22 protein-coding genes and 3 pseudogenes are annotated in these 24561 nt (G+C 45.7%); 16 read left to right on the top strand and 9 right to left on the bottom strand.

Translation table 11 applies throughout. The features are described from left to right. From RLO19_RS00125 to RLO19_RS00100, 6 genes and pseudogenes are all read left to right on the top strand, one after another. A pseudogene (locus RLO19_RS00125) lies at window positions 1-261 on the top strand (SpaA isopeptide-forming pilin-related protein); the annotation flags it as partial. A gap of 233 nt (window positions 262-494) precedes the next feature. Then, window positions 495-1841: an FAD-binding oxidoreductase gene (locus RLO19_RS00120; RefSeq protein ID WP_446352743.1), complete on the top strand. Its 1347-nt coding sequence runs from the start codon at window positions 495-497 to the stop codon at window positions 1839-1841. Next, window positions 1826-2047 (top strand): hypothetical protein, encoded by a 222-nt coding sequence (locus tag RLO19_RS00115; protein WP_446352742.1) that lies wholly within the window; start codon window positions 1826-1828, stop codon window positions 2045-2047. The genes RLO19_RS00120 and RLO19_RS00115 overlap by 16 nt, the downstream gene beginning before the upstream one ends. Window positions 2048-2236: 189 nt before the next feature. Beyond that, window positions 2237-3040, top strand: a complete 804-nt coding sequence (locus RLO19_RS00110; RefSeq protein ID WP_446352740.1) for a creatininase family protein — start codon at window positions 2237-2239, stop codon at window positions 3038-3040. Between the two features lie 71 nt (window positions 3041-3111). Continuing rightward, a pseudogene (locus tag RLO19_RS00105) lies at window positions 3112-3237 on the top strand (NACHT C-terminal helical domain 2-containing protein); the annotation flags it as partial. After that, on the top strand, window positions 3222-3671 hold the full coding sequence (locus RLO19_RS00100; RefSeq protein ID WP_446352738.1) for a DUF29 family protein: 450 nt from the start codon (window positions 3222-3224) through the stop codon (window positions 3669-3671). The pseudogene RLO19_RS00105 and the gene RLO19_RS00100, both read left to right, overlap by 16 nt. A 63-nt stretch (window positions 3672-3734) precedes the next feature. Here the strand turns inward: RLO19_RS00100 and RLO19_RS00095 are convergent, their stop codons facing one another. Next, window positions 3735-3935, bottom strand: coding sequence for a hypothetical protein (locus tag RLO19_RS00095; RefSeq protein ID WP_446352736.1), 201 nt, complete (start codon window positions 3933-3935; stop codon window positions 3735-3737). A 235-nt stretch (window positions 3936-4170) separates the two neighbouring features. Here RLO19_RS00095 and murJ point away from each other — a divergent pair, with 235 nt between their 5' ends. The 4 genes from murJ (at window position 4171) to RLO19_RS00075 (ending at window position 11211) form a co-directional block, all read left to right on the top strand. Further along, window positions 4171-5769, top strand: coding sequence for a murein biosynthesis integral membrane protein MurJ (gene murJ / locus RLO19_RS00090; RefSeq protein ID WP_446352735.1), 1599 nt, complete (start codon window positions 4171-4173; stop codon window positions 5767-5769). 153 nt (window positions 5770-5922) lie between these two features. Beyond that, window positions 5923-6795: an S-methyl-5'-thioadenosine phosphorylase gene (locus tag RLO19_RS00085; RefSeq protein ID WP_446352733.1), complete on the top strand. Its 873-nt coding sequence runs from the start codon at window positions 5923-5925 to the stop codon at window positions 6793-6795. An 814-nt stretch (window positions 6796-7609) separates the two neighbouring features. After that, on the top strand, window positions 7610-10312 hold the full coding sequence (locus tag RLO19_RS00080) for a GAF domain-containing protein (protein ID WP_446352731.1): 2703 nt from the start codon (window positions 7610-7612) through the stop codon (window positions 10310-10312). A 380-nt stretch (window positions 10313-10692) separates the two neighbouring features. Next, window positions 10693-11211: a helix-turn-helix transcriptional regulator gene (locus tag RLO19_RS00075; RefSeq protein ID WP_446352729.1), complete on the top strand. Its 519-nt coding sequence runs from the start codon at window positions 10693-10695 to the stop codon at window positions 11209-11211. Between the two features lie 60 nt (window positions 11212-11271). Here the strand turns inward: RLO19_RS00075 and RLO19_RS00070 are convergent. Then, a pseudogene (locus tag RLO19_RS00070) lies at window positions 11272-11619 on the bottom strand (hypothetical protein); the annotation flags it as partial. Between the two features lie 358 nt (window positions 11620-11977). On the opposite strand from RLO19_RS00070, the gene RLO19_RS00065 reads away from it, so the two are divergent. Together RLO19_RS00065 and RLO19_RS00060 are read left to right on the top strand one after the other, a co-directional pair. After that, complete coding sequence (locus RLO19_RS00065) at window positions 11978-12202, top strand: hypothetical protein (RefSeq protein ID WP_446338845.1); 225 nt, start codon at window positions 11978-11980, stop codon at window positions 12200-12202. A 123-nt stretch (window positions 12203-12325) separates the two neighbouring features. Further along, a complete protein-coding gene (locus RLO19_RS00060) occupies window positions 12326-13828 on the top strand; it encodes a glycosyltransferase (RefSeq protein WP_446352727.1) in 1503 nt (500 codons plus the stop codon). 119 nt (window positions 13829-13947) lie between these two features. Here the strand turns inward: RLO19_RS00060 and RLO19_RS00055 are convergent, their stop codons facing one another. The 3 genes from RLO19_RS00055 to RLO19_RS00045 form a co-directional block, all read right to left on the bottom strand. Beyond that, on the bottom strand, window positions 13948-15330 hold the full coding sequence (locus RLO19_RS00055) for a serine/threonine protein kinase (RefSeq protein WP_446352725.1): 1383 nt from the start codon (window positions 15328-15330) through the stop codon (window positions 13948-13950). 229 nt (window positions 15331-15559) lie between these two features. After that, window positions 15560-15697, bottom strand: coding sequence for a hypothetical protein (locus RLO19_RS00050; protein ID WP_446352723.1), 138 nt, complete (start codon window positions 15695-15697; stop codon window positions 15560-15562). A 185-nt stretch (window positions 15698-15882) separates the two neighbouring features. Continuing rightward, entirely contained in the window at window positions 15883-16374 is a 492-nt protein-coding gene (locus RLO19_RS00045; protein ID WP_446352721.1) for a type IV pilin-like G/H family protein, read from the bottom strand. A gap of 812 nt (window positions 16375-17186) precedes the next feature. Here RLO19_RS00045 and RLO19_RS00040 point away from each other — a divergent pair. Beyond that, on the top strand, window positions 17187-17534 hold the full coding sequence (locus RLO19_RS00040) for a hypothetical protein (protein ID WP_446352719.1): 348 nt from the start codon (window positions 17187-17189) through the stop codon (window positions 17532-17534). Between the two features lie 158 nt (window positions 17535-17692). Here RLO19_RS00040 and ureC read toward each other — a convergent pair whose 3' ends face one another. Continuing rightward, the gene (gene ureC / locus RLO19_RS00035) at window positions 17693-19405 is read right to left on the bottom strand and encodes an urease subunit alpha (RefSeq protein ID WP_446352717.1); all 1713 of its coding nucleotides are present in this window, start codon (window positions 19403-19405) and stop codon (window positions 17693-17695) included. On the opposite strand from ureC, the gene RLO19_RS00030 reads away from it, so the two are divergent. Then, window positions 19404-19526 (top strand): hypothetical protein, encoded by a 123-nt coding sequence (locus RLO19_RS00030; protein ID WP_446352715.1) that lies wholly within the window; start codon window positions 19404-19406, stop codon window positions 19524-19526. The two genes, ureC and RLO19_RS00030, sit on opposite strands and share 2 nt — an antisense overlap. A 73-nt stretch (window positions 19527-19599) precedes the next feature. Here RLO19_RS00030 and RLO19_RS00025 read toward each other — a convergent pair whose 3' ends face one another. Then, the gene (locus RLO19_RS00025; protein ID WP_446352713.1) at window positions 19600-19881 is read right to left on the bottom strand and encodes a DUF1830 domain-containing protein; all 282 of its coding nucleotides are present in this window, start codon (window positions 19879-19881) and stop codon (window positions 19600-19602) included. A gap of 218 nt (window positions 19882-20099) precedes the next feature. Beyond that, window positions 20100-20645, bottom strand: coding sequence for an NADPH-dependent FMN reductase (locus RLO19_RS00020; RefSeq protein ID WP_446339228.1), 546 nt, complete (start codon window positions 20643-20645; stop codon window positions 20100-20102). 235 nt (window positions 20646-20880) lie between these two features. Between RLO19_RS00020 and ftsH the strand changes: the two genes are divergently transcribed. Next, window positions 20881-22911 carry an ATP-dependent zinc metalloprotease FtsH gene (gene ftsH / locus RLO19_RS00015; protein WP_446352711.1) on the top strand — a complete coding sequence of 677 codons (2031 nt, stop codon included), beginning with the start codon at window positions 20881-20883 and terminating at the stop codon, window positions 22909-22911. Between the two features lie 120 nt (window positions 22912-23031). On the opposite strand, the gene RLO19_RS00010 is transcribed toward ftsH, so the two are convergent. Then, entirely contained in the window at window positions 23032-23673 is a 642-nt protein-coding gene (locus tag RLO19_RS00010; protein ID WP_446352709.1) for a M23 family metallopeptidase, read from the bottom strand. Between the two features lie 139 nt (window positions 23674-23812). Here RLO19_RS00010 and RLO19_RS00005 point away from each other — a divergent pair, with 139 nt between their 5' ends. Continuing rightward, window positions 23813-24409 (top strand): hypothetical protein, encoded by a 597-nt coding sequence (locus RLO19_RS00005; protein WP_446339231.1) that lies wholly within the window; start codon window positions 23813-23815, stop codon window positions 24407-24409. Window positions 24410-24561: the final 152 nt, after the last annotated feature.

Raw genomic sequence — 24561 nt, 5'->3', positions numbered from 1 at the left:
CAGATATTCACCGATAACGGAACAACAAAACCCGCCCTCCCCACCGATAACGGAACAACAAAACCCGCCCTACCCACCGATAACGGAACAACAAAACCCGCCCTCCCCACCGATAACGGAACAACAAAACCCGCCCTACCCACCGATAACGGAACAACAAAACCCGCCCTCCCCACCGATAACGGAACAACAAAACCCGCCCTCCCCACCGATAACGGAACAACAAAACCCGCCCTCCTTACCGATAACGGAACAACTTAAGTTTGTCATCAATAACCTATCAACAAAACCCGCCCGTCAAAGGTCAAAAGTAGATGATTTTTTCTAGGGGAGGCAGAGCCTCTAGATGAGCATTCCCAGGCAGAGCCTGGGAACGAGGGGGACGAGGGGGGAGAAGGGAGGGAGCTTAGGGTTTAAAAGTTTGGATATGCAGTAAGATAAAAAGTTAACGTGAAGCCAAAATCAGCCGTTCATCATCCCATTCTTAACCAGCAATGAACTCAACTTTTACCCAATCCTTTGACTGGGATGCTTTAGCCTCGGAATTCGCCGGGATAGAAACGATTACTGAACCCACTCAGGTGGCTAAATTATCTCTAGACTATTACCATTTCAGTCCGGTTCTGCAACCCCTGTTAGGGGATAAGCGAGGGAATCTGGTGGTACGCCCTCAGGCTGAAGCACAGGTGATACAGGTGGCAAAAATATGTGTCAAGCATAAAGTTCCCCTGACTATCCGAGGTGCGGGAACCGGGAATTATGGGCAATGTATTCCGTTGCACGGTGGGGTGATTTTGGATACCACCCGGATGAATGGGATTCGTTGGATTAAACGGGGTTTAGCTTGTGTGGAATCGGGGGTGAAGTTGGCGGCGTTTGATAAACAGGCGCGGGGAATCGGCTGGGAATGGCGGATGGTGCCTTCGACGTATCGTAGTGCCACGATTGGTGGCTTTATTGGTGGCGGAAGTGGGGGAATTGGTTCAATTAATTATGGGCAATTGCGCGATCGCGGCAATCTTTTGGCGGTGCGTGTGGTTACACTGGAGGATGAACCCCGTGTGATTGAGTTACGGGGAGATGATGTGCAGAAGGTGAATCACGCCTATGGCACGAATGGGATTATTACTGAGTTAGAGGTTCCCCTCGCCCCGGCTTATGCCTGGATAGAGATAATTGTTATTTTCGATAACTTTATCACGGCTGCCCATTTTGGTCAGGCTTTGGGGAATGCAGATGGGTTGGTGAAAAAGTTGATTAGTATTCATGCTCATCCCATCCCGACATTTTTTAGTGGGTTGAAGGAATATCTGCCCGATGGGAAAGACTGTGCTTTATTAATGATAGCGGAGTCTTGTTTAGAAGCGTTTCAGGAGTTAGTGCGGGAGTATGGCGGGGAAATTGCTTATCAAAAATCTGCCCAAGAGGGGAGTAAAGGCACAAGTTTAGCTGAGTTTACTTGGAATCATACCACATTACATGCCCGGAGTATTGACTCGACGCTGACTTATTTGCAAACCTTCTTTTTTACATTAGAACGGGTGGAGCAATTGTATGATCATTTTGGTGATGAAGTGATGATGCATTTGGAATTTATGCGGGTGAATGGTGAAGCGATTCCAGCGGGATTGCAGCTAGTTCGCTATACCACGGAGGAACGGTTAAATGAGATTATTCGCTATCACGAAGAACAGGGGGCGTTTATTGCTAATCCTCATACTTATATTCTGGAAGATGGGGGACGTAAGATGATTGATGTAGAACAGGTAAAGTTTAAGGAACAGGTTGATCCCTATGGGTTGATGAATCCGGGTAAGATGCGAGGATGGGAGGAGCGATAAGGAGGGCGGGTTTTGTTGTTCCGTTATCGGTGAGGAGGGCGGGTTTTGTTGTTCCGTTATCGGTGAGGAGGGCGGGTTTTGTTGTTCCGTTATCGGTGAGGAGGGCGGGTTTTGTTGTTCTGTTATCGGTGAGGAGGGCGGGTTTCGTTGTTCCGTTATCGGTGAGGAGGGCGGGTTTTGTTGTTCTGTTATCGGTGAATAGTTAAATTTAGTCCCTAAACCCGCCCCTACAATTGTTCCTAAACCCGCCCCTACAAATAAATTTATCTATGGATTGGGATTATATTATTTTCGTTTAAACGGGGATCATTTCCTTGTTTATTACAACCTTATTCCTTTCCTTCTGCCATCTGCATTATAGTTTAATTGGACTAATTTAGAAGCCAAACACTAAAATGCACAGTTTTATTCCCCCAGAACGCTTCTTTCCTTATCTCACCTGGGCAGATATTCAGACAATGCCGGATAAGGAAAATGTGGTGATTATTCAACCCGTTGGCGCGATTGAACAACACGGTTATCATTTGCCCTTAATTGTGGATTCGGCGATTGGTGTCGGGGTTCTGGGTAAAGCCCTAGCCCAACTAGAACCGGATATTCCCGCTTATGCGTTGCCTAATTTATTTTACGGAAAATCGAATGAACATTGGCATTTTTCTGGTACGATTACTCTCAGCGCCCAAACTTTGCTGGCGGTGCTGATGGAGATGGCGGATAGTATTTATCGGGCGGGATTTCGTAAATTAGTGCTGATGAATTCTCATGGGGGACAACCCCAAGTGATGGAAATTGCGGCGCGAGATATTCATCAAAAGTATGGGGATTTTCTGGTGTTTCCGCTGTTTACTTGGCGGGTGCCAAATGTGGCAAAGGATTTAATTTCAGCTAAGGAGTTGGAATTGGGAATTCATGCGGGGGATGCGGAAACAAGTTTGATGTTATCCCTATTACCGGAACAGGTGAAAATGGAACGGGCGGTTGCTGAATATCCTAAAGGGTTACCGGAAGATAGTTTATTGAGTATGGAGGGAAAGTTACCTTTTGCTTGGTTGACGCAAGAATTGAGTCAGAGTGGCACATTGGGTGATCCCACACCCGCAACGAAGGAAAAAGGCGATCGCATCTTGGAGTCTTTGGTATCCGGTTGGGTAAGGGTAATCCAGGATATCTATAGGTTTCGCCAACCGCAGGGTAAGTAAGGGAACGTGCGATCGCGTGAGTTAGTCTGTCTCTGGATGTTCGGTGGGGTGAGGGGATGCGGGGGGATGGAATGGATTGCCTGAATAGTAATTGTGAGGTATCTCCCGAAGTCCGCCAAGAAATTGAATATACCTTATTATTACCTATTACCGAAATCGAGAAGCGGAGGAATAAAGGCGAATGGAAGAACTCATAACCTTAAAGGAATTTATCCAGCAAGGCAAAATTACGGAAGCCTTGGAACTTGTTGAAGAATTAGAGGAGATGAGCAAATCCGATAAACTCAATAAAATATTTAGCTATGGCATCATTCTATTATTGCATCTAATTAAAAAAGCTGCTGAAAACCGCACCACGAAATCCTGGCAGGTTTCTATATTAAATTCGGTTAAGCAAATTCAACGCACGAATCGACGCCATAAGGCAAAAGGGACTTATTTAACCGAAGACGAATTACAGGAAACATTAGAAGATGCTTATGAATCAGCGCTGCGAAATGCAGCCCTAGAAGCGTTCAAAGGAATCTATGAGACTGAAGAAATCGGTGTCATGGTTAACCGGGAAGAAATTATTGAAATGGCAATGGATTTGATTCTAGAACGTCAATCGACTGATGGAATATCAGAATAGTAACACGAAGTCGCGATACAATTGGTTTTGAAAAGGCGGTAAGACAGCGATAGGTGCAAAATGTTAGTCATAACAAATACAAAAATCCGCGATCGCTACCTCTGTTTTGACCCGATCTAAGGTTTGCTTTTCTAAATCGTTGAGTTCTGATAAATTGTCCTGGGCTTCAGGGAAGAAGGTGGAATCGTCTAGAACTTGCCGAAGATTGAATTGGTTTTCAACCTGCGCCAGTGTTAGTTCATGGGCGGGGATAACTGGTGTCATTGCTGCTGTCAGTGTTATTCAAGAAAACGATTACCTTATGTAACACCTTACATACAATTGGCTGACCCTTGATTGGTGAAAGATTGTAGTTAAGGCGCACAAGCGTCTGTGCGGGCAGATTAGATTACGTAACTTTAGAGGTGCAAGTGTTGGTGGATAATTAGTGAGATTTACCTGAAGCGTGTGACCCGATTCAGGATTAAATAGGATAAGTCACTAAAAATAGTAACCTTTCGTGTCTGACAAGTCTAAACCGTCTCGTTCCCTTGCCGGAATTGCCTCTATTGTGGCAATTGCTACACTGATTAGTAAGATTTTTGGCTTAGTCCGTGAACAAGCGATCGCGGCGGCGTTTGGTGTGGGTCCGGTGGTGAATGCTTATGCCTACGCCTACGTGATTCCAGGCTTCCTGCTGATCTTACTCGGTGGGATTAATGGACCCTTTCACAGCGCCTTGGTGAGTGTGTTGGCAAAACGGGATAAATCGGAAGCCGCCCCTCTGGTGGAAACGGTTACCACCTTGGTAAGTGGCATATTATTGCTGGTTACGGTTATCTTAATTCTATTTGCCCCAACCTTTATCGATATCCTCGCCCCAGGATTAGAGGAACCCGCGCGATCGCTGGCGGTTCAACAGTTGCAAATTATGGCACCGTTGGCGATTCTGGCGGGGTTGATTGGCATTGGTTTCGGAACGCTGAATGCTTCAGATCAATATTGGTTACCCAGTGTTAGCCCTTTATTTTCCAGTGTGGCGGTGATTGGTGGCTTAGGGATATTGGCACTTTATTCTGGCGGACAAGTTAATCAGCCTGAGTATATCCGCTTGGGCAGTATTGTTTTAGCCGTTGGCACTCTGGCGGGGGCGATTTGGCAGTGGGTGATGCAACTAATTGCCCAGTCGCGATCGGGAATGGGGCGGTTACGGTTACGGTTTAATTGGCAGCTTCCAGGGGTGAAGGATGTGATGCGCGTTATGGCACCGGCGACGCTATCCTCTGGGATGCTACATATCAATGTTTATACAGATCTATTTTTCGCCTCATTTATCCCCAATGCGGCGGCGGCGATGCGCTATTCCAACTTTATTGTACTGACGCCTCTGGGGATTATTTCTAATATGATATTAGTGCCGATGCTGCCTGTATTTTCCCGGTTAGCGGCACCGGAGAATTGGGCGGAGTTGAAAGTGCGGATTCGTCAGGGATTACTGCTTACGGCTTTGACGATGTTACCCCTGACGGCTATTTTTATCTCCCTATCAGTGCCGATTGTGCGGGTGATTTATGAACGCTATGCCTTTAGTGCGGAGGCTTCCCAGATTGTCGCCCCGGTACTAATGGCGTATGGATTTGGTATGTTCTTTTATTTAGCACGAGATGTTTTGGTGCGGGTATTTTATGCCTTGGGGGATGGGGAGACGCCGTTTCGGATCAGTATTGCCAATATCTTTATTAATGCCCTGCTGGATTATTTGTTGGTGAATGCTTTTGCGACACCGGGTTTAATTTTTGCCACGATTGGCGTCAATATTATTTCTATGGGCTGGCTGTTGTGGGTGCTGAATCGTCGGCTACATGGCTTACCCTTAGGGGAATGGGGGATAGCGTTGGTGGCGTTGGCTCTGAGTAGTGTTTTAGCGGGGTTGGGCAGTTGGGGGGTTAGCTGGGGTTGGCAACAAGTGGTGGGGAGTGGGAATTTACTGCTGCAAGTTTTACAGCTTAGTTTGGCGATGTCGGTGGCGTTGGGGATTTTTGCGGTTTTGGTGACTCGGTTGAAGTTACCGGAAGTGGATATTTTAGTGAGTCGTTTGCGTCAGAAGTTGGGGAAATGAACGGTAGGAGGTTTAAATCTCTGATCGGGATTAATGTAGACCATCTTGCCCAGACGCGATCCTAAACATCCAGAGGGAATCACTCAAATTGAGCGATCGCGACCCATTTCCCGATACAATATCTTGGCATTGTAGCAGCAAAAGGTAGGCATCATGGCACAAGCAACAATTGGCATTATTGGCGGTAGCGGACTTTACAAAATGGATGCCCTTAAAGATGTGCAAGAGGTACAACTGGATACCCCCTTTGGTAAACCGTCTGATGCCTTAATTGTCGGGACTCTCGAAGAAACCCCTGTCGCCTTTCTCGCCCGTCATGGGCGTAACCATCATCTCATGCCCACGGAATTACCCTTCCGTGCCAATATCCACGCGATGAAGCAGTTGGGCGTCAAGTATCTGATTTCCGCCTCCGCCGTGGGTTCCCTCCAGGAAGCGGCAAAACCCTTAGATATGGTGATACCCGATCAATTTATTGACCGCACCAAAAATCGCGTCTCTACCTTTTTCGGTGATGGAATTGTGGTGCATATTGGCTTTGCTGAACCCGTTTGTAACCAACTAGCCGGGGTTTTAGCCGAAGCGGTGGCTAGCTTGCAATTAACCGATGTCACCCTCCATCGCGGTGGCACATACGTCTGTATGGAAGGACCCGCTTTTTCTACCCAAGCGGAATCCCATCTCTACCGTAGTTGGGGCGCAACGGTGATTGGGATGACCAATTTACCTGAGGCAAAACTGGCACGAGAAGCGGAAATCGCCTACGCCACATTAGCCCTCGTCACCGATTATGATTGCTGGCATCCCGATCATGACAGCGTAACTGTAGAAATGGTAATTGGCAATTTACAGCGCAATGCGACAAATGCTCAACAGGTGATTCAAGAAACCGTGCGGCGTATCGCCCAAAATCAGCCCCCATCCGAGGCACACTCGGCGTTAAAGTACGCGATTTTGACCCCCCTCGATAAAGTGCCAGAGGCGACGAAGCAGAAGTTAAGCCTCTTTTTACAGAAATATTTGTAATCTTTAGTCGTTGACTCACTTGTGCCAGACTGAGAAAGTTTGCGTAATACAACGTAATATGAACAAACGTAAACTTATACCCATATTTACGTTTCAAACTGTGTATGATGGTTTGTATGACCCAACTGTATTACAGCGGCATCAAAATCAAAAGATTTTCTCAAATCGCCGTTGTTACAGAAAGCCTCTGTTAGCTACAGGTTCCGATCCTGGTTGAGAGATGGTTAACAGAGGTTGGGTAAACAGGGTGCATCTACTATTCAGACTCAGGCTATGGTGGTTCCCTTTTAGATATTTTATGTCAAAGTTTTGTAATATAAAATAAATTTTTGGTAATACATTGGCTGGAGTGAGGGCAATCTCCCAGAGCCAAAGTCTGAGTATATCAGATTCTGGGAGATTTAATTAATTAATATGATAAGCATAAAAAAAATCACTCACACAAAAGCTGACGTTCTTAGCAGTTTGGGTTAGGGTTGTATATTAAGAGAGTCGCCAACTGCTGTAATATTAATAGAGGATGGGAAAAAACCACAGCCAGGGTGTAGGCAATAGCAGTTGAGTTCTAATGAGTAAAACACGCAGCTCCCGCCCAATATGGGAGAGAGAATATCTATGCGTGAATACCAAAAAACGGCGGCTGAAAATCCGACAACGAGTAGGTTCGGAGCTAGCCAAACTTTTGAGGGAACGTGGCTATCTCCCTGAAATCAACTCCCAGATCAGCTAAAGGATTACTCATAACGCACGCTACTGCGAGTACAAGATAGGTGAAGTGATCGCAACTAGAAAGCAGAGTAGGGGTTCAAAAGAATTGGTAAACGATGCTCAAATTAACAGCATCAAACGTTGGCAAAACCAAACGATGGCGTTGTTCGAGTTGACTCAATCTGAGAGACTCAACGCAGGAGATTTGACCACCGTAATCCGCGACTTGACAAAAGCCGCCGCCGATGCATTGGACGTTGATCGAGTCAGCGTATGGTTGTACAATGATGCAGGTTCCCAGCTTAATTGTGTGGAACGGTACTATGAGGGAAAACACGATCATGGCTGGGACGAAACCACAGGGCAAAGCCAGGGAGAGGACATCAGCCCACCAGTATTACCAGAGAAGTGTTGTTGTCTCACCAATCCCCTATCCCTGGGGCGATTGGATGTACCGATCTGGCAGAACGAACAGATTATCGGTATTCTGAGCTACGAACAAAGGGTATCCAGTCTGAGGGAGTGGACACCCCAAGATAAAACCTTTGCCAGCGCGATCGCGAATTTAATTGCCCTGCGACTGGATCAATGGCATCATCAACAGGCAATGCAGGAGTTGAACTCAGGAGAAAGCCGTTACCGAATACTGGTTGAGACGTCGGCGGATCTAATTTCTCAACATCGAACAGATGGAGTCTATTTATATGCTTCTCCTGCTAGTCGCACTCTCTTAGGATATGAACCCGATGAGTTGGTGGGACATCTAATTTATGAGTTTGTGCATCCTCAAGATGTAACCACGATTAAACCGATTTTCTCAAACCCGATTGATTGCCAACAACAACAACCGATTCGCTACCGCATCCTTCATCAAAGCGGCGATTATCGGTGGCTAGAAAGCACGATCAACCCGATACGCCATCCTCAAACCAATCAAGTAACCGAACTTGTCGTTGTCTCGCGGGAGATGAGCCAACCCAAGCCCACCGCCGAATCACGCCCCAAAGCCACACCTGACACCTTGAAGATGAACCCCTTAGCCGTGGCAAAACAGGCAAACCCATTTAAACCCTTGGGCTTGAGATCTCGCCTTTCCCGACTTACCCATCCCCCGGCGATGCCCACAACCCCCGCCCCACCCAGCCACAGCCGGATTTCCGCACTGGCGGCAGTGGTAGAAGATCGGCTGATGAGTGGCATGATGTTATTAGGGAATCAATCCCTCAACTCAGAATCTCGCCGCACCTTTAGCTGGGTTGCCAATGCCATTGCCGTTGCCATTGACCAATATTGGGCGCGATCGGAACTACTCAGCCGCCGCGAATCCTTGCTCTTTGGGCTTGCCAATCAAATTCGCAACTCCCTAGAACTCCATACTATCCTGGAAACGGCAGTAGAATCGATTCGCACCCTGCTCAAAATCGATCGCTGTCAATTTCTCTGGTATCGACTCAAAGCCCAAACCCCCCATTGGGATGTCGTCAAAGAAGCCAGAACCCCTCATTTACCCAGCTCTATCGGTCAACATTCAACTGAGCAAATCGCCCCCCTCGCCCAGCGGATTATTAAGCGCGAGGTGGTTCAGGTTGATAATGTGGAAACCTGTGATGACCCGATCTTAAAACAGTTTTTAACCCAACAGGGGTATACCTCAATCTTGTCCCTACCGATTAAAACCCGGGCGGGAGACATTGGCGCGATTAGCTGTATTCATGGGACAGAACAACGTCCCTGGGATAATAGTGAGGTAGAACTGTTGCAAGCCGTTGTCGCTCAACTAACAATCGCACTCGATCAAGCCTCCCTCTACACCCAAGCCCGTGAAAGCGCTGAGATTGCCCAAGCCCAAACCCAAGAACTTGAACAAACCTTAAACCAGCTTCAAGCCACCCAAGCCAAACTGGTACAAAGTGAAAAAATGTCCAGTTTGGGACAATTAGTGGCAGGTGTGGCACATGAACTAAATAATCCAGTTAATTTTATTCATAATAATTTGACCTACGCCAGTGCCTATTTTTATGACCTCTTGAGTCTGGTACGTCTTTATCAAGATAATTATCCCAATCCGGCGGCTCTGATTGCAGAGCAAGCGGAACTTATTGATGTTGATTTTATCGCCGAGGACTTACCCAAACTGCTGCGCTCCATGCAACGGGGAACGGATCGGATTAGTTCTATTGTCCTCAGCTTACGCAACTTCTCCCGCCTAGATGAAGCCGAGATGAAACAGGCTGACTTAAATCAGGGAATTGAGAGTACCTTACTGATTTTGCAACATCGCCTCAAACCCAAAGGGAACCAACCGGAGATTAAAGTGCTGACGGAGTATGGTGAGTTACCTCAGGTAGAATGTTATCCTGGGCAGCTAAACCAGGTGTTTCTGAACATTCTCAACAACGCGATCGATGTTTTAGAGCAGTCTTTTAAAGATAATTCCGATAATCCGGCACCGATTATTGCCATTCGCACAAGGTTATTGGAACGCTCCACGGATTCCTCTCACCAGCCAGCATCTCAGCCGGATACTCAGACAGAAGAGGGGAAACCATCATTACCGAACTGTCCCAGGATCGTGATTCAAATTGCCGATAATGGACCGGGAATGACGGATGAGGTAAAAGCGCGGTTATTTGATCCGTTCTTTTCCACCAAAGCGGTTGGACAAGGGGTTGGTTTAGGATTAACGATTTGTTATCAAATTGTGGTCGAACATCATCATGGCGTTCTCAACTGTACATCCACACCAGGGAAAGGAACTGAATTTTGGATCGAGATTCCGATTCAGCAAATCATACCAAATCCGGGTTAACTACCGCAGACAAGGCAGAATGCAGAAGGCTTTCAGGAAAAAGCTAGACCAAGGCACGATAGTATCGTGTCCATACCCAATCAATTATCCCTAAGTAGGGAACATTGCCGTACCCTATTTATTATCTCTGGTTGAAAAGGTTGTTGGGTTATACCCATTTAGGAGCCGGAAGATATGGATTATGATTATCTCCGCAAAAATGCCCCTAGATTACTAAATCATTTAGATCGGATCGCCCAGAAATCAACGTATAAAGGTGAACTTTTTCGTTCAGATCAACCCGTAGGCGATTGCGGGTTAGCTTCTCTAGAATTTTTTCAGCGAGATAGACAGTTCAATCCAAAATGAATTATTGCCATAGATTTATTGAGGTAGGAATCATGATTAAAAATGGAAAGCAGTATGAATACAGCCAAGAATGTGCCAGAAAATTTGAATATTCCATCAATATGTTAGATCAAGATGAAGTATTCAACAAAAAAGATCCGGATGGTTGGCAGCTTTCTCGTGATGTAAAACAATCTCATCTCATGGCTTTAAAAGCCGAAATTACTGAATATGAAAGACTAATTAATTGTGACAAGAGCCAGCCGATTAAAATTGAAGTGGAGAGTTTAAATAAGCTGCCCGATGCTTTAATTAAAGCCAGGATAGCTGCCAAAATGAGCCAAGAAGAACTGGCTGATTTGTTAGGAATTGAGCAGCAACGAGTTAAGCAGTATGAAGACACCGATTATCAATGTGCCAGTTTTGTAGAAATCCTGGAAGTTAGCACAGCGTTGGGTGTGGAATTTGAGACGGCTGTGATGCAGGTAGATTTTGAGGAAATAGAAGCGGTTAAAAAAAGTGTAGCAAAATGGCGAGAGAAAAAAATGAATATGGCAACTAAAATCCCATAAATATTGGAAAATTGACCCATTCAGCAATTCTCTATTCTTATACAATAGGTAGAGCGACTTTTCTACCATAGAGGCACCCTTTCCTTTAACCGTTCGGGCAATAATCACAACAGGTTGGTTATGAATGGAGAGCGCTTCACCATAAGCTTGCTCAATTTCCCAGGACTTACGCACAAACGCCACATATAGTAGGGACACGGCACTGCCGTGCCCCTACAGGTAGCGCCTGTGCCGTCAAGAAAGCGTAAGTCCTATTTCCTTAAAATCATGACCATCGATTTCAATCGCGTGCCAACCAAATGCCCTCGCCCTGGTAGCATAAGCTTGAGTATTCCAGCCAATTTCCCTCTGACCCCGTTGACCTAAACGATTCACATCAATAATCAGAATCAGATTATCCAAACTATAGAAGGAATTGCTATTGAGCCAAGTTCTAATATTTCATACCAAGTTGCATTCAAAGATATAACTTTCTCTCCCCCTGCCTCCCCTGCCTCCCCTGCTTTTCCCATCTACTATGTTTGAGCGCAACTCGGTATCAGTCCTGACTAGGGCAACCATAACCTTAATAAATTTCAATCTTGCTTTACGTCTGCCTTATGGCATAAAAATGGCGTTGATATTTTATCTATCTTAGGAGTGACGAATATCCTTGCTGAGGAGTTTTAGCCTAGTGAAGGCTTCGGTGGTGCAAGTCTGATTTAAGTTAAAAGACTTGCATTAATCAGCCCATGAAATTGAACGATAAAAAATAAGGAGAATTAAAATGCCGACTCAAACCGAACAATCCACAGGAATACAGAACACAAACTATAACCTAGTCAGCGTATTGTATCACATGCTCAATGGTGTCGCTAGTTACGATCAGTATATCCAGGATGCACAGCAATCTGGCGATCAGGAACTGGCTCAGTTTTTCCAAAATGTCAAAAAGCAGAGTACAGAGTGCGCCCATAAAGCCCAAGAGTTACTGGCGCAGCGAGTAAAATAGTCGCAAACTAGCGTTATCGTAATCCACAGGTTAAGCTTCCTTTCTGTGTGAAAGGAAGCTTTTTGGATAACTATTTTCCCTCTTATATCCATCAAATTCATTTAATTTGAGGAAATTTTGATTATGCATATAGGATTTCTTAACCCACAAGGTAACTTTGATCGTCATGATAGTTACTGGACAGAGCATCCGGATTTTGGGGGTCAGCTAATCTATGTGAAAAATGTGGCGGTGGAGATGGCAAAGCACGGTCACAAAGTAGACATTATCACTCGCCAGATTATTGACCCAGAATGGTCTGGATTTTCCGATAAATTTGATGGATATCCCGATGCGCCTAATGTTCGCATTATCCGCCTACCTGCTGGACCTAAAGAATTTCTCCGCAAAGAATTACTCTGGTCGCATTTAGTCAGAGACTGGATACCCAATATCCTGGAATTTTATCAAGAAGAAGGTAATTTCCCGGATGTGATGACAGGTCATTATGCTGATGGTGGCATATCTGGGGTTTTAATTGAAGCCAAAGTGGGTGTTCCTTTCACATTTACCGCTCATTCTCTGGGGGCGTTGAAGATGGATAAACTCGAAATCACGCCTGAAAATCTCTCAGAAATGGATGAGTATTATCACTTGGGATGCCGCCTTATGGCTGAACGCTTGAGTATGAATCGCTCTGCTGTCAATATTACCAGTACAACGGCTCAGGAACGGTTTAAACAGTACGCTCATCCAGCCTATAAGGGGGCGGTTGATGTTAACAATGATGCTCGTTTTGCCGAAATTTCACCGGGAGTTGACCCTTCATTGTTCGATATTGAAACCCGTTCGCCAAATGAAGAGGAAACCTATCAATTGATTCAAGAACGATTAGGGCGAGACATTGATGAAATGCGGCAAAATTTGCCTGCGATTATTGCGGCGAGTCGATTAGCGCCGAAAAAAAATCATCTGGGTTTAGTCCAAGCTTTTGCTGAGAGTAAAACCTTGCAAGAACAAGCCAACCTAGTTATTTTTACTCAGGGGGAAGACAACCCACTGCGGGAACCTGTTAGCGATGAAACAGCCGAACAGGAGGTACTTATTCCCCTACGCGATGTTGTCAACACAAATAACTTATGGGGTAAGATTAGCGCTTTCGGCGTCCCCGATCAACCCGCCCTCGCCGCCGCTTATCGATTTTTTGCCCAACGTCATTCTGTATTTGCCCTCACTTCCCACCACGAACCTTTTGGATTAGGTCCGATAGAAGCCGCGTTAGCTGGGTTACCCTTAGTGGTTACCCAAAACAGTGGTTTAATGGAGAGTTTACGAGAGGGAGATCAGGTTTATGGTATTTTCATTGATCCAGAGAATCCAGAAGCCATTGCTCAAGGTTTAGAAGACGTTCTCAGTGATTCTCAACAGTGGGAGAGGTTGCACCAAGACTGTCGCCAATATGTATTAAAGTATTATACTTGGGAGAGGGCAGCGATAGATTATCTGAAGTTAATCGAGGAGATTGTCGCCTCACCTAATGCTCGTCGTGCTGATGAATTGTTGCCGATTCATCCCTATTTCCTTGATCCGCGACCTGAAAATGATGTATCTTTGGACGAGTTGAAAGAACTTTATTTCCAAACATAAAGCTATTCAATAACTGATAGGTTACACCACCATACCATTGCTCCAGGAATTGACTACCAATTTGGTAAGTCAAATTAGACATGATTACTGCTAGTATTCGTTAAAGTTGAGTTAAAAAATTATTTAAAATATAGCCAAGTCAATATTTCTTGTAATAACCATGTACTTTCTTTTTCGCCCAAAGCCCCACCCAGTTTATAAATATAATTAGCCGATGGAATTCTAATTTCGTAAGTTGAACCTCGACCCATTAAAAAAGCATTACCAATATCTGTAATATCTAGCCGCTGATAACCATATTTAAAAAACAACAATTGGCGTTCTATTTCTAAACTGTTACGGTTGCGATCAAAGAAAACATGAGTTTTTGTGCCTAGGTGATGTATCCACAAGCTAGTTATACCTATTAAAGCCAGTAATATGGGCAGTCCATTTATTAATAGTTCTTTAGAAATAAACAATAAATTAATTAGCGTCCAAACCGAGCCCAGATTAAAACAGACAACGAGCAAAGCGAGAAGCCAGTTATATTGTGTGAGTTTTCTTAAGCCAGGAGACGGGATAGTAATTCCTAATTTGTCCTTATTTGCTTTAAGCTGAATTAAGCTACCTGAAGGTTTAGATAGTCTGCCACGAACAGGAAGTGAGGTAGAACTAGACTGTTGAATCAGCCCATATCGGAGTGATTCCATCGCTTGTTTTGCCGTACTAAAACGCTTTTCTAACAGGATTTCAGTCATCTGCTCAATCCAAGGGATAAAATTGGATTTGAGACTAAGGCGTGAAGCGAAGCTATCCCGAAGGGAATCGCGAAAATAAATCCGCCCTTCTTTCTGGGGTAAATCAGCGGGTGCAGTACCCGTTAGCAGGTGAATTAAAGTAGCGCCCAAAGCATATAAATCAGAAGCCGCAACCGCACGTCCCCAAAACTGTTCTAAGGGAGCATAACCACTCGTACCTACAACCGTAAACGTGACTCCCGTAACGGCTGCTTGAGCTTGTACTGCACCAAAATCCACTAGATAAACTTGCTTATCTTCACCTAAAATTAGATTACTGGGTTTAATGTCTCGGTGTAATACTGGCGGACTCAGTTCATGTAAATAAATCAGAATATCAAGAACTTGACTGGCAATAGCGCGAACCTGATCCTTGCTAAAGCGTTTATTTTTATCTAATAATTCTTGAAGAGAAGCACCCGGAATATAGTCTTGCACCAGTCCAAACCAAGGTAACTGTAACCCCGCTTCTCGATCTAAAGAAAAATAATCCCGATAGCGTGGAATACGGGGATGATTGAGTGCTTGTAAAACTTGTGCCTCCCGTTCAAAGAGTTTAAGTTCCTCCCACTGCATTTCGGGGCTAAAGGCTAATAGCTTAACCGTCACTTGTTCATTTGACTGTAAATCCTTTGCTAACCAGGTTTGCCGCCCTGCCGCCGTGCGTCCTAATTTTTGTTGCAGTTGGTAACGTTCCTTTAAGCATTGATCGGGATTGAACACGAGATTACCTCTGATAAAGGTTTACGGCATCTGGCGCTTGTGTAGGGGCGGGTTTTACTGTTATCATTTCACCTTAACCCAGGTATGACTAAACCCGCCCTGACTGACAATTATCTCATCTCCCCTATTTCCTTTTTTGATAATACTGCCCTATCCTGTTTCCTGGGTATAGTTTCAGGTTGTCAAGATTGGCGCCGGAACACCTCTACCAGGTTTTGGAGATTGCCGATTAAGGGGAATTTTGATAACGGGCGATCGCAGCCATGGCTTTTTCTTTACCGCCATAGTACGATTGGATAGTTTGGGCGATCTGAACCGCTCGCTCATGCTCACCTGTAGCCGCTAACCGACGCACAATCGCATCCAAGGCTTTGGCTTTATTTTGGTAGTCTGTGAGTGTTTTAGCTACCTGAAGCGCTTGCTCCTGCTCAGTCGCTGTGGTTAAATAAGGTGCGATCGCATGGCTTGATTATACTCACCAGCACTTGCGTAATTAGCTGAAACATCTACTAACGTCAAATCTTACTCGATAAAAATTCCCTGCTCATTCCCTCAATCAAGACTTTCTGTACCCGGAGCGCATTGAAGTATACCATCTTCTAAAATTGGTGCTGGGGGGCGATGAGTACCGGGAGATTTTGCCTCACACAGAATCACGGATAATCCTGATTCGTCATTCCAGGGTTCAACTTGACCAGAAAAAGAAAAAACACCGCCCACATAGCTTTTCAGATCAAATTTTCGAGAAATGCTATAATTAACAACACCCAAGGGAGTGGTATAAATTGAATAGATATAGTTTTCGGTTTCCGTTCTAATACCGAGTCTCAGTTCAGGAATATTATCAGTAAAATTACCTTTTTCTAAAAAATAAGCTTGCTGGGCGCGATTCATTGAACCAACATATTGTTTTGCTTCTGACTGCTTGGCACCAACAGCGCAACTCAGACGATTAGCTGCTAGACTATATAGTCCCAACAACCCAATTATTCCTAGCAAAGCCAAGCAGCCACAACCATAGCCACTATTTGTATCAGCAGTCATTTAACTCTCTCTCCTACGAATTAAACGGTACAAAACCACCCAACTTCAAGCCAAAAATTAATCATTGCCCCTTTCACCTCTCTCTCCCTCTGCGAACCTCTGCGCTAACCTCTGCGTCCTCTGCGTTTCAAAAAAATTAACCCCCTAAACCAACGCCTACTTATCTTTGAAGTTGCATCAAATAATAAGCCATGGGAATAATCCCAAAGGAACCCACATGCATCGACATAACTGTCATCGCCAGATTAGGATGCTTCGGCTTTAATAAACCTGCGATCGCAAACCCCTTGGTGACAAAGCTCCAGCGTTGGCTTGTGTGTCATCGGTATTCTCCAGCAACTCGTGTTATGTCCCATCTAATCAGTCACGTCTTTAAGAACCCATCGACTTCTCATCGACTTAGTTTAGATGGGGTTACTGGACTATATCTCTCTAGTTCAGGGGGCTTATGCAATGCATGGCACATTTATATGCTCTAGTATATCTTTAGCGGCTTCTGCTCTTCATAACCGTCTTCACCCCATTGGATATCCTTTTCACCCAGTCGGGTGTATTTTTTTGATTGAAAATATTGTATAAATAATTAAATAATAATTGTAATTGTATCAATTTATTAATTTAAAGCCATATTTATTGTTCTGTGGAATAAAATAGAATTAAAAAGATACATAGGTGTAATCATGCAATTTAGAAACGAGAACTTTTCAGGGTTGCCTCGTTTCCTCCATCGCTCTTTTTCGCTTCAGAGGACAGGGGCAAAACGATTAGCAAGCTCAAGGTTAACCAAAGTAGTAACACTAACCCTTGCCGTTGTGTTAACAAATTTGGAATTCACCTTAGCTCAAGCTCAAGTTCCTGGAAATAGCAATATCAACCCACCAACCTTCCAACCGTTACCCTCTCCTAGATTGCCCGGGCGTGACCTACAAGTAGAGCCTTTTCGACCTGCACCAATCCCGGCTATCTACGAACATCCCGATTTCTTTGAGGAGGGACATGAAAAGTTGGAGGAACAAATCGACAATCTAAGACAAAGAAATAGGCAAGAGTCTTCCGAAGACGAGGATGAGGTGCTCACAATTGAAGAGTCAGCTTACTGGGAAAATCAAAACCATGGAGAGAGTTGGTTGACGAATAAAGCATACCTTGACCTAAATTAACTGTTTGTAGTAAGCGCTGTCTTCGCTTGTGCCACTAAAGTGGCTACTACGAACCCCGGCGCGATCGCACGATTTCTCTAGATGGTTATCCGGATCGAGCCACATTGTAGAGACGTTGCATGCAACGTCTCTACAATGTTGATTTGCCTAAAACGTTTTCAAAATAAAAAGTAACGCTGTGCCATCGGTAAACTCTCAGCCGGTTCGCAGGTTAATAATTCCCCATCTGCCCTCACTTGATAGGTTTCTGGATCAACTTCCATCTCCGGTAAAGCATCATTTAACTTCATATCTCGCTTACTCACTTGCCGCGTATTTGACACCGCCATTGTCGGTTTTTGTAAGTTCAATTGTGTGGCAATATCTCGGTCTAATGCCGCCTGTGATACAAAGGTTAATGACGTAGCCGCGATCGCACCGCCAAAACTGCCAAACATCTGACGGCTGTGAATCGGTTGGGGCGTGGGAATACTAGCATTAGCATCCCCCATTTGCGACCAGGCGATCATCCCCCCTTTAATCACAATCTCTGGTTTCACGCCAAAAAAGGCGGGTTTCCACAGACATAAGTCTGCCAGCTTCCCTTCCTCAACTGAACCCACATAGTCAGCAATGCCATGGGTAATTGCTGGGTTAATTGTATACTTTGCCACATACCGCTTTGCCCGAAAGTTATCATGATCCACCGTTTCCCCAGAAGATAAAACGCCCCGTTGCACTTTCATTTTGTGCGCCGTTTGCCAGGTACGAATAATCACTTCTCCGACTCGCCCCATCGCCTGAGAATCGGAGGCAATCATACTAAATGCGCCTAAATCGTGCAAAATATCCTCAGCCGCGATCGTTTCCCGGCGAATCCGTGACTCGGCAAAGGCGACATCTTCTGGAATCCCCCGATCCAAGTGATGGCATACCATCAACATATCTAGATGTTCTTCCAAAGTATTCATCGTATAGGGGCGGGTGGGATTCGTGGAGGAGGGCAAAACATTGGCTTGCCCGCAAACTTTGATAATATCGGGGGCATGACCCCCACCTGCGCCTTCGGTATGGTAGGTATGGATAGCACGATTTTTGAATGCCGCGATCGTGTTTTCCACAAATCCGGCTTCATTGAGCGTGTCGGTATGGATGGCGACTTGGACATCATACTCATCCGCGACACACAGACAGGTGTCTATTGTGGCTGGTGTTGTGCCCCAATCTTCGTGTAACTTTAACCCCATTGCCCCCGCTAACAATTGTTCTACAAGTCCTTGGGGTTGACTACTATTGCCTTTGCCCAGAAATCCCAAGTTTACGGGAAAAGCTTCGGCGGCTTGCAGCATCCGGTAAATGTTCCACGGACCCGGTGTACAAGTTGTGGCGTTGGTGCCGGTTGCCGGTCCCGTACCGCCGCCTAACATGGTAGTAATCCCGGATGCGATCGCGACTTCAATTTGTTGGGGACAGATAAAGTGAATATGGGAATCAATCCCACCAGCGGTGAGAATCATCCCTTCTCCAGCCACGGCTTCAGTCCCCGGACCGATAATAATATCGACGTTATCTTGGATATAGGGATTTCCGGCTTTGCCGATCTTGAAAATTTTGCCCTCTTTAATCCCGATATCGGCTTTAACAATTCCCCACCAATCCAAAATCAGGGCATTGGTAATCACCAGATCCACCGCCCCATCCGCATTAGATATGGGAGATTGTCCCATCCCATCACGAATAACTTTACCGCCACCAAATTTGACTTCATCGCCATAGGTGGTCAAATCTTGTTCTACTTCAATGAATAATTCAGTATCAGCAAGACGGATGCGATCGCCTACAGTCGGACCATAAGTTTCAGCATAGGCGCGGCGATCCATTCGGTAACTCATGGGATTTCTGTCACAGATAATGGGGCGGGTTAATTATACGGCAAAAGGCGCGATCGCACGTCCCAAAACCAGCAAAAAAAGAGGAGAAAACCAAAGTTCCTCCCAATTCCTTACTTCCTAGAGGCAACGTGAGTCTCAAACAAGGTTAAGTTTTGTTTAAAAACTGTGCCGATGTGCCAAAATCATGCTATTTATTAGGCTGATAGTCGATGCTCATCAACGTCAACCTGCAACTGGCGACAGGCAATTTTTTCAATCTTGATGGCTTGACCCAGATACGGTGATAAGACTTCTAGCTGAGCCTCCGATGCCGCTTCAAATAATACGCGATCGCCAGGAAAAACAACACGCTCGAAACTGTAAGCGCTGGGGTTGCCAATCCGAATCACTTGCAGGGAGCTAGTTGTATTGGCATAGCTACAAAGACGTTGAGCAGAAGCGCTTGTCGGTTGTGAAGGAATGGCTGATGTAATCATGGGTCTTAGGGGTTCTTGACTAACAGAGCAAAGGTGATTGACTTCCTCTATTTTAATTTTTACAAACTTAAGTTTAAGCTTGTTGAAAATAATCCTTAAATTTTTGATAAATTTTGATTTATTGTTACAAGCTGATACAAAAAAAACCTCTAAAGTAAAACGAGTAGTCTGTCAACCTAGGGGGGAGGGGTTGACTTGGCTCAAGACCATGAAAATTGTTATAATACTCCCCGCAGCTTGCGAGAATGATCAACTAAACTCTCAGCAAACTCATCTAAACGCTTCGAGAGTTTCTCATCTAAAAGCTTGCCATCCTCACCAAAGGCTTGCCACGCCCGACCAAAGGCGATTTGCTCTGGAATCACCCAACCATGAACCCAACGTATAATCAGCCGTAGTTCATTGAGGGCATTACTGTTAGCTTGACCCCCTAACACACTCAGCAGACCCGTCACTTTACCCGATAAATGGTCAAATGTCATCAAATCCAGGGCATTTTTAAGTACCCCACTCACGCCCCCATGATATTCCGGTGTGACCAAAATTAAGCCATCCGCTTCCTGTACCGTTTCTCGTAACCGGACGACATCAGGATAACCGGGATAGTCATCGCTACCGATACAAAACGGTAACTGCATCTGTCGCAGGTCAAGGATTTCTGTGGATGCACCCAAGGCTTGCACGCGCTGAATGGCTAAGGTTAAGGCTTGATAGCTATAGGATTTAGCTCGCAGGCTACCATTAATGCCAACAATTTTTACCATGTCTTGCCAATTAATACCCTTTCATACAAAATACCTTAGCTTGACGCCTAACGCCTCACGCCATATCTGTATTTAGATTGGCGTGAGATGGATAGGCAGTCAATACAATGGGGTTCAATGCCCCAAAGATTGAGTAACGCTAAACTAGAAGTTGGTAAGCAGTTGAAAGTGCCACGTCACGCCTTGGCAGCATAACGCTGCGAGTTAATAGACAGGACCAACAAGGGAAATTTGGATGAACAACAGTTCCTGGATGAGATCATGGATGGGACATGAACCACGTAGAGGTTCAACGGGTAAGCCAAAGCAGCCACAGATTAAACCTCGTTATTGGTGGCGTATGGTAACCAGCTTAGTGATCGTTCAAGGTGTGATCCTGGGTGTCCCTGCCCAAGCGCAACAACAGACAGAGCCAAAACCATCGCTAAGCTATGGGCAGCTTTTGCGGAAAATTGATCAGTGCACTGTGCCACCCCCATCCCAAGCTGAAGATACCCCACCGAGTCAGACATCGAAAGCGGATTGTGATATCAAAAAAGTCGAACTTGACTCAGCCCGTAATGTTGCCAGAGTCTACTTAGCCGGACAGGAAGACTCTGAACCTCCTCAAGAAGTCATGCTACTGGAGCAAAATGGCGAACTGATTGGGAAACTGCGGAACACCGATATTCCCTTGGATGTGACGCCAACCACAAATAATTCCGCCGCCTTAGGGTTGGTGATGCAGTTATTTTTGCTCTTACTCTTGCTAGCCGGACTGATGATGATTCTGCGCCGCTCGGCGAGTAGTTCGGGTCAAGCGTTAAACTTTGGCAAATCCCGCGCTCGCTTTCAGATGGAAGCGAAAACAGGCATACAGTTTGATGATGTCGCTGGGATTGAAGAAGCTAAAGAAGAATTGCAAGAAGTCGTCACGTTTCTCAAACAACCGGAACGGTTTACTGCCATCGGCGCTCGTATCCCTAAAGGGGTTCTGTTAGTCGGTCCTCCGGGTACAGGAAAAACGCTCTTGGCAAAAGCTATAGCGGGAGAAGCGGGTGTTCCTTTCTTTAGTATCTCTGGCAGTGAGTTTGTGGAGATGTTTGTCGGGGTGGGCGCCTCGCGGGTGCGGGATTTATTCAAAAAAGCCAAAGAAAATGCTCCCTGCTTGATTTTCATTGATGAAATCGACGCCGTTGGCAGACAACGGGGTGCGGGTATCGGTGGGGGTAACGATGAGCGAGAGCAAACCCTCAATCAGTTGCTCACCGAAATGGATGGATTTGAGGGGAATACGGGCATTATCATCATTGCGGCGACTAACCGTCCCGATGTTTTAGATTCCGCCCTGCTCAGACCTGGGCGATTTGATCGCCATGTTATGGTGGATCTTCCCACCTACAAGGGACGGCTAGGAATATTGGATGTCCATAGTCGGAATAAAAAATTGGCACCGGAGATATCCTTAGAAGCGATCGCGCGACGCACTCCGGGATTTTCTGGCGCGGATTTGGCTAACCTGCTCAACGAGGCGGCTATCCTCACCGCCCGACGGCGTAAAGAGGCAATCACTCCTCTAGAAATTGATGATGCCATTGATCGGGTGAGTATTGGTCTGCAAATGACGCCGCTTCTGGATAGTAAGAAAAAGCGATTAATTGCTTACCATGAGGTCGGACATGCCTTGCTGATGACCATACTGAAAAATTCCGATCCCTTAAACAAGGTGACAATTTTGCCCCGTTCCGGTGGTGTGGGTGGGTTTGCCCAACCCTTACCCAATGAAGAATTTATGGATATCAGTCGTTCCACCGATCTGGGTGATCTGTACTTGCCCCGGACGTGGTTAATCGATCAGATTACCATCGCCTTGGGGGGTAGGGCTTCGGAAGAAGAAGTATTTGGTCATGGTGAGGTGACCATTGGTGCCGCCAGTGATATTAAGAAAGTGGCAGAACTGGCTCGTGAGATGGTGACTCGGTACGGTATGTCTGATTTAGGTCCGGTTGCCCTGGAACGCCCAGATAGCGAAGTGTTTCTCGGCGGCGGTTGGACTCAGCGATCGGACTATTCTGAAGCCATTGCCACCCAAATCGATCATCGAGTGCGAGCGATCGCGATGCAATGCTATGAGGAGGCTCGTCAGCTAATCCGCGACAATCGACCGTTGATTGATCGGTTGGTTGATATTTTGTTGGAGCAGGAAACCATTGAAGGAGAGCAATTTCGACAAATTGTTGCCGAACATACCCAACTGCCCGAAAAACAAATGGCGGTGATACATTAGGAAGGCAGAAGGGCTATAGGGATCTCCTGGTTTACTGAGACGTTCCGGCGGAACGTCTCTACTAAATTCTGATTTGTCCTCACCAATGCCAGGGGTTTGTGTAAAGTCTTCTCCCCATCATCATTTTGATGCTGTTTGCCGTCGGAACATTTCCCGGAGAACTAAGGCGGGGTCAATATAGTTGTCGGCGTACTTTAAGCCCCAATGCAAATGAGGACCGGTGGTGCGCCCTGTCATTCCCACGCGACCAATTCGGGTGCCAGTGGGTATCTGTTGACCTTTCCAGATTTGAATCCCACCACTGCGATCGCTCAAATACACACCTTGGCTATCTGTTTCCACATGACCTTTGAGGTGACAGTAGATATGCTTCCACTCACCGGATTGGATGGTGATAGAGGTGCCACAGGCGGTATTATCGGAGAGGGATACTACCTGACCTGCCCACCAGTTGCGAATGTAACTGCCTTCAGGTGCGGCGATGTCTAAGCCTCGATGAAATTCTGTACCCGATCCACGGGGAGAACGACGGTAGCCGTAGGGAGAGGTATAAGCCTGAAAATTCTCAACGGGAAAAGAACCTCCCTGCCAATAAGTGTTAGTTGTTATCTGAGTAGGTGTAACCTCTGAGGCGGTAACTCGGTTTTGGGTGATTACTCCCCAGAGGATTAAACTGATTAAACTTAGTCCAGCTAACAGGAGAAAGCGTTTTACGGCTGTCTTGTGTTTATTGTGTCGTTGGCGTGGAAACACTCCTGACATTTCCTCACTCCTCGATGGGATGAACGAACAAGTGGCTTCGCTACCTTAACATTTCCCCGGCTGGGATAGGTAGATCCCCATCGACTTTATTCGGGAATATGGGACTATTTGCTCAGGCAGATACCGGGTGGAGAAGGCTATGATGGATTTTGACGTGGTAACGATTCCGACATCCAGCCAGACGCCTAAAAATCTTGATGGTGATTTCTACCGTTTTTACCCCTCTCTCTATGTCTTTCAACCTTTATATTTCATACTTCCGATGACAGCGACGGTCAAAATTCAGCCTTCTGGTTTCTGCGTTAAGTACCCCAACACCTCTTGGCGAGTCACTTTTGTTGAGGAAGCGTCGGGGAAGTTCCGGTTTTCACTGATTGGATCTGACTTTAAGTTTGAACCCAGAGATCGCTACCGCTACCCTTCTCATGATGAGGCTAAACGCGCGGCTATTTGCTTTCTGGAGTTGATGAAACGGTTAGCCCATTCTCGGATGCGCTTAAGCGTCCTAACTGAGATTGGTCTTTTGAAATTTCCCCAACAACAACATCGGGATTATAAACTGTGGTTGGTGGTAGACCGCGCCCGTTATTCCTGGGAAGCCACTCGACGAGATGGTCTTTGTATTCGATCGCAGCGCTGGTACAAGCGACCGGAAACCGCCTTATCTAAAGCACAGCAGCATATTGACTGCGAGTATGCTAAGTCTCAGATCCGGGATGTTATTGGCTGGGTTTAGTGCGTGGCTTTTTCACAAATTGACAATGGATAATGAACAATGGATAATGACCTCTCCTTAAAAGAAGAGGATTGAATTTAAGGAAAATATTTTTTAATTTCTTCGTAAACGAAGAGGTCTTAGACCCAATTAATCAATTATCAATTATCAAT

This window comes from Coleofasciculus sp. G2-EDA-02, from assembly GCF_040226375.1.
GTDB lineage: Bacteria > Cyanobacteriota > Cyanobacteriia > Cyanobacteriales > Coleofasciculaceae > Coleofasciculus.
This window is presented reverse-complemented; position numbering and strand designations above follow the sequence as displayed.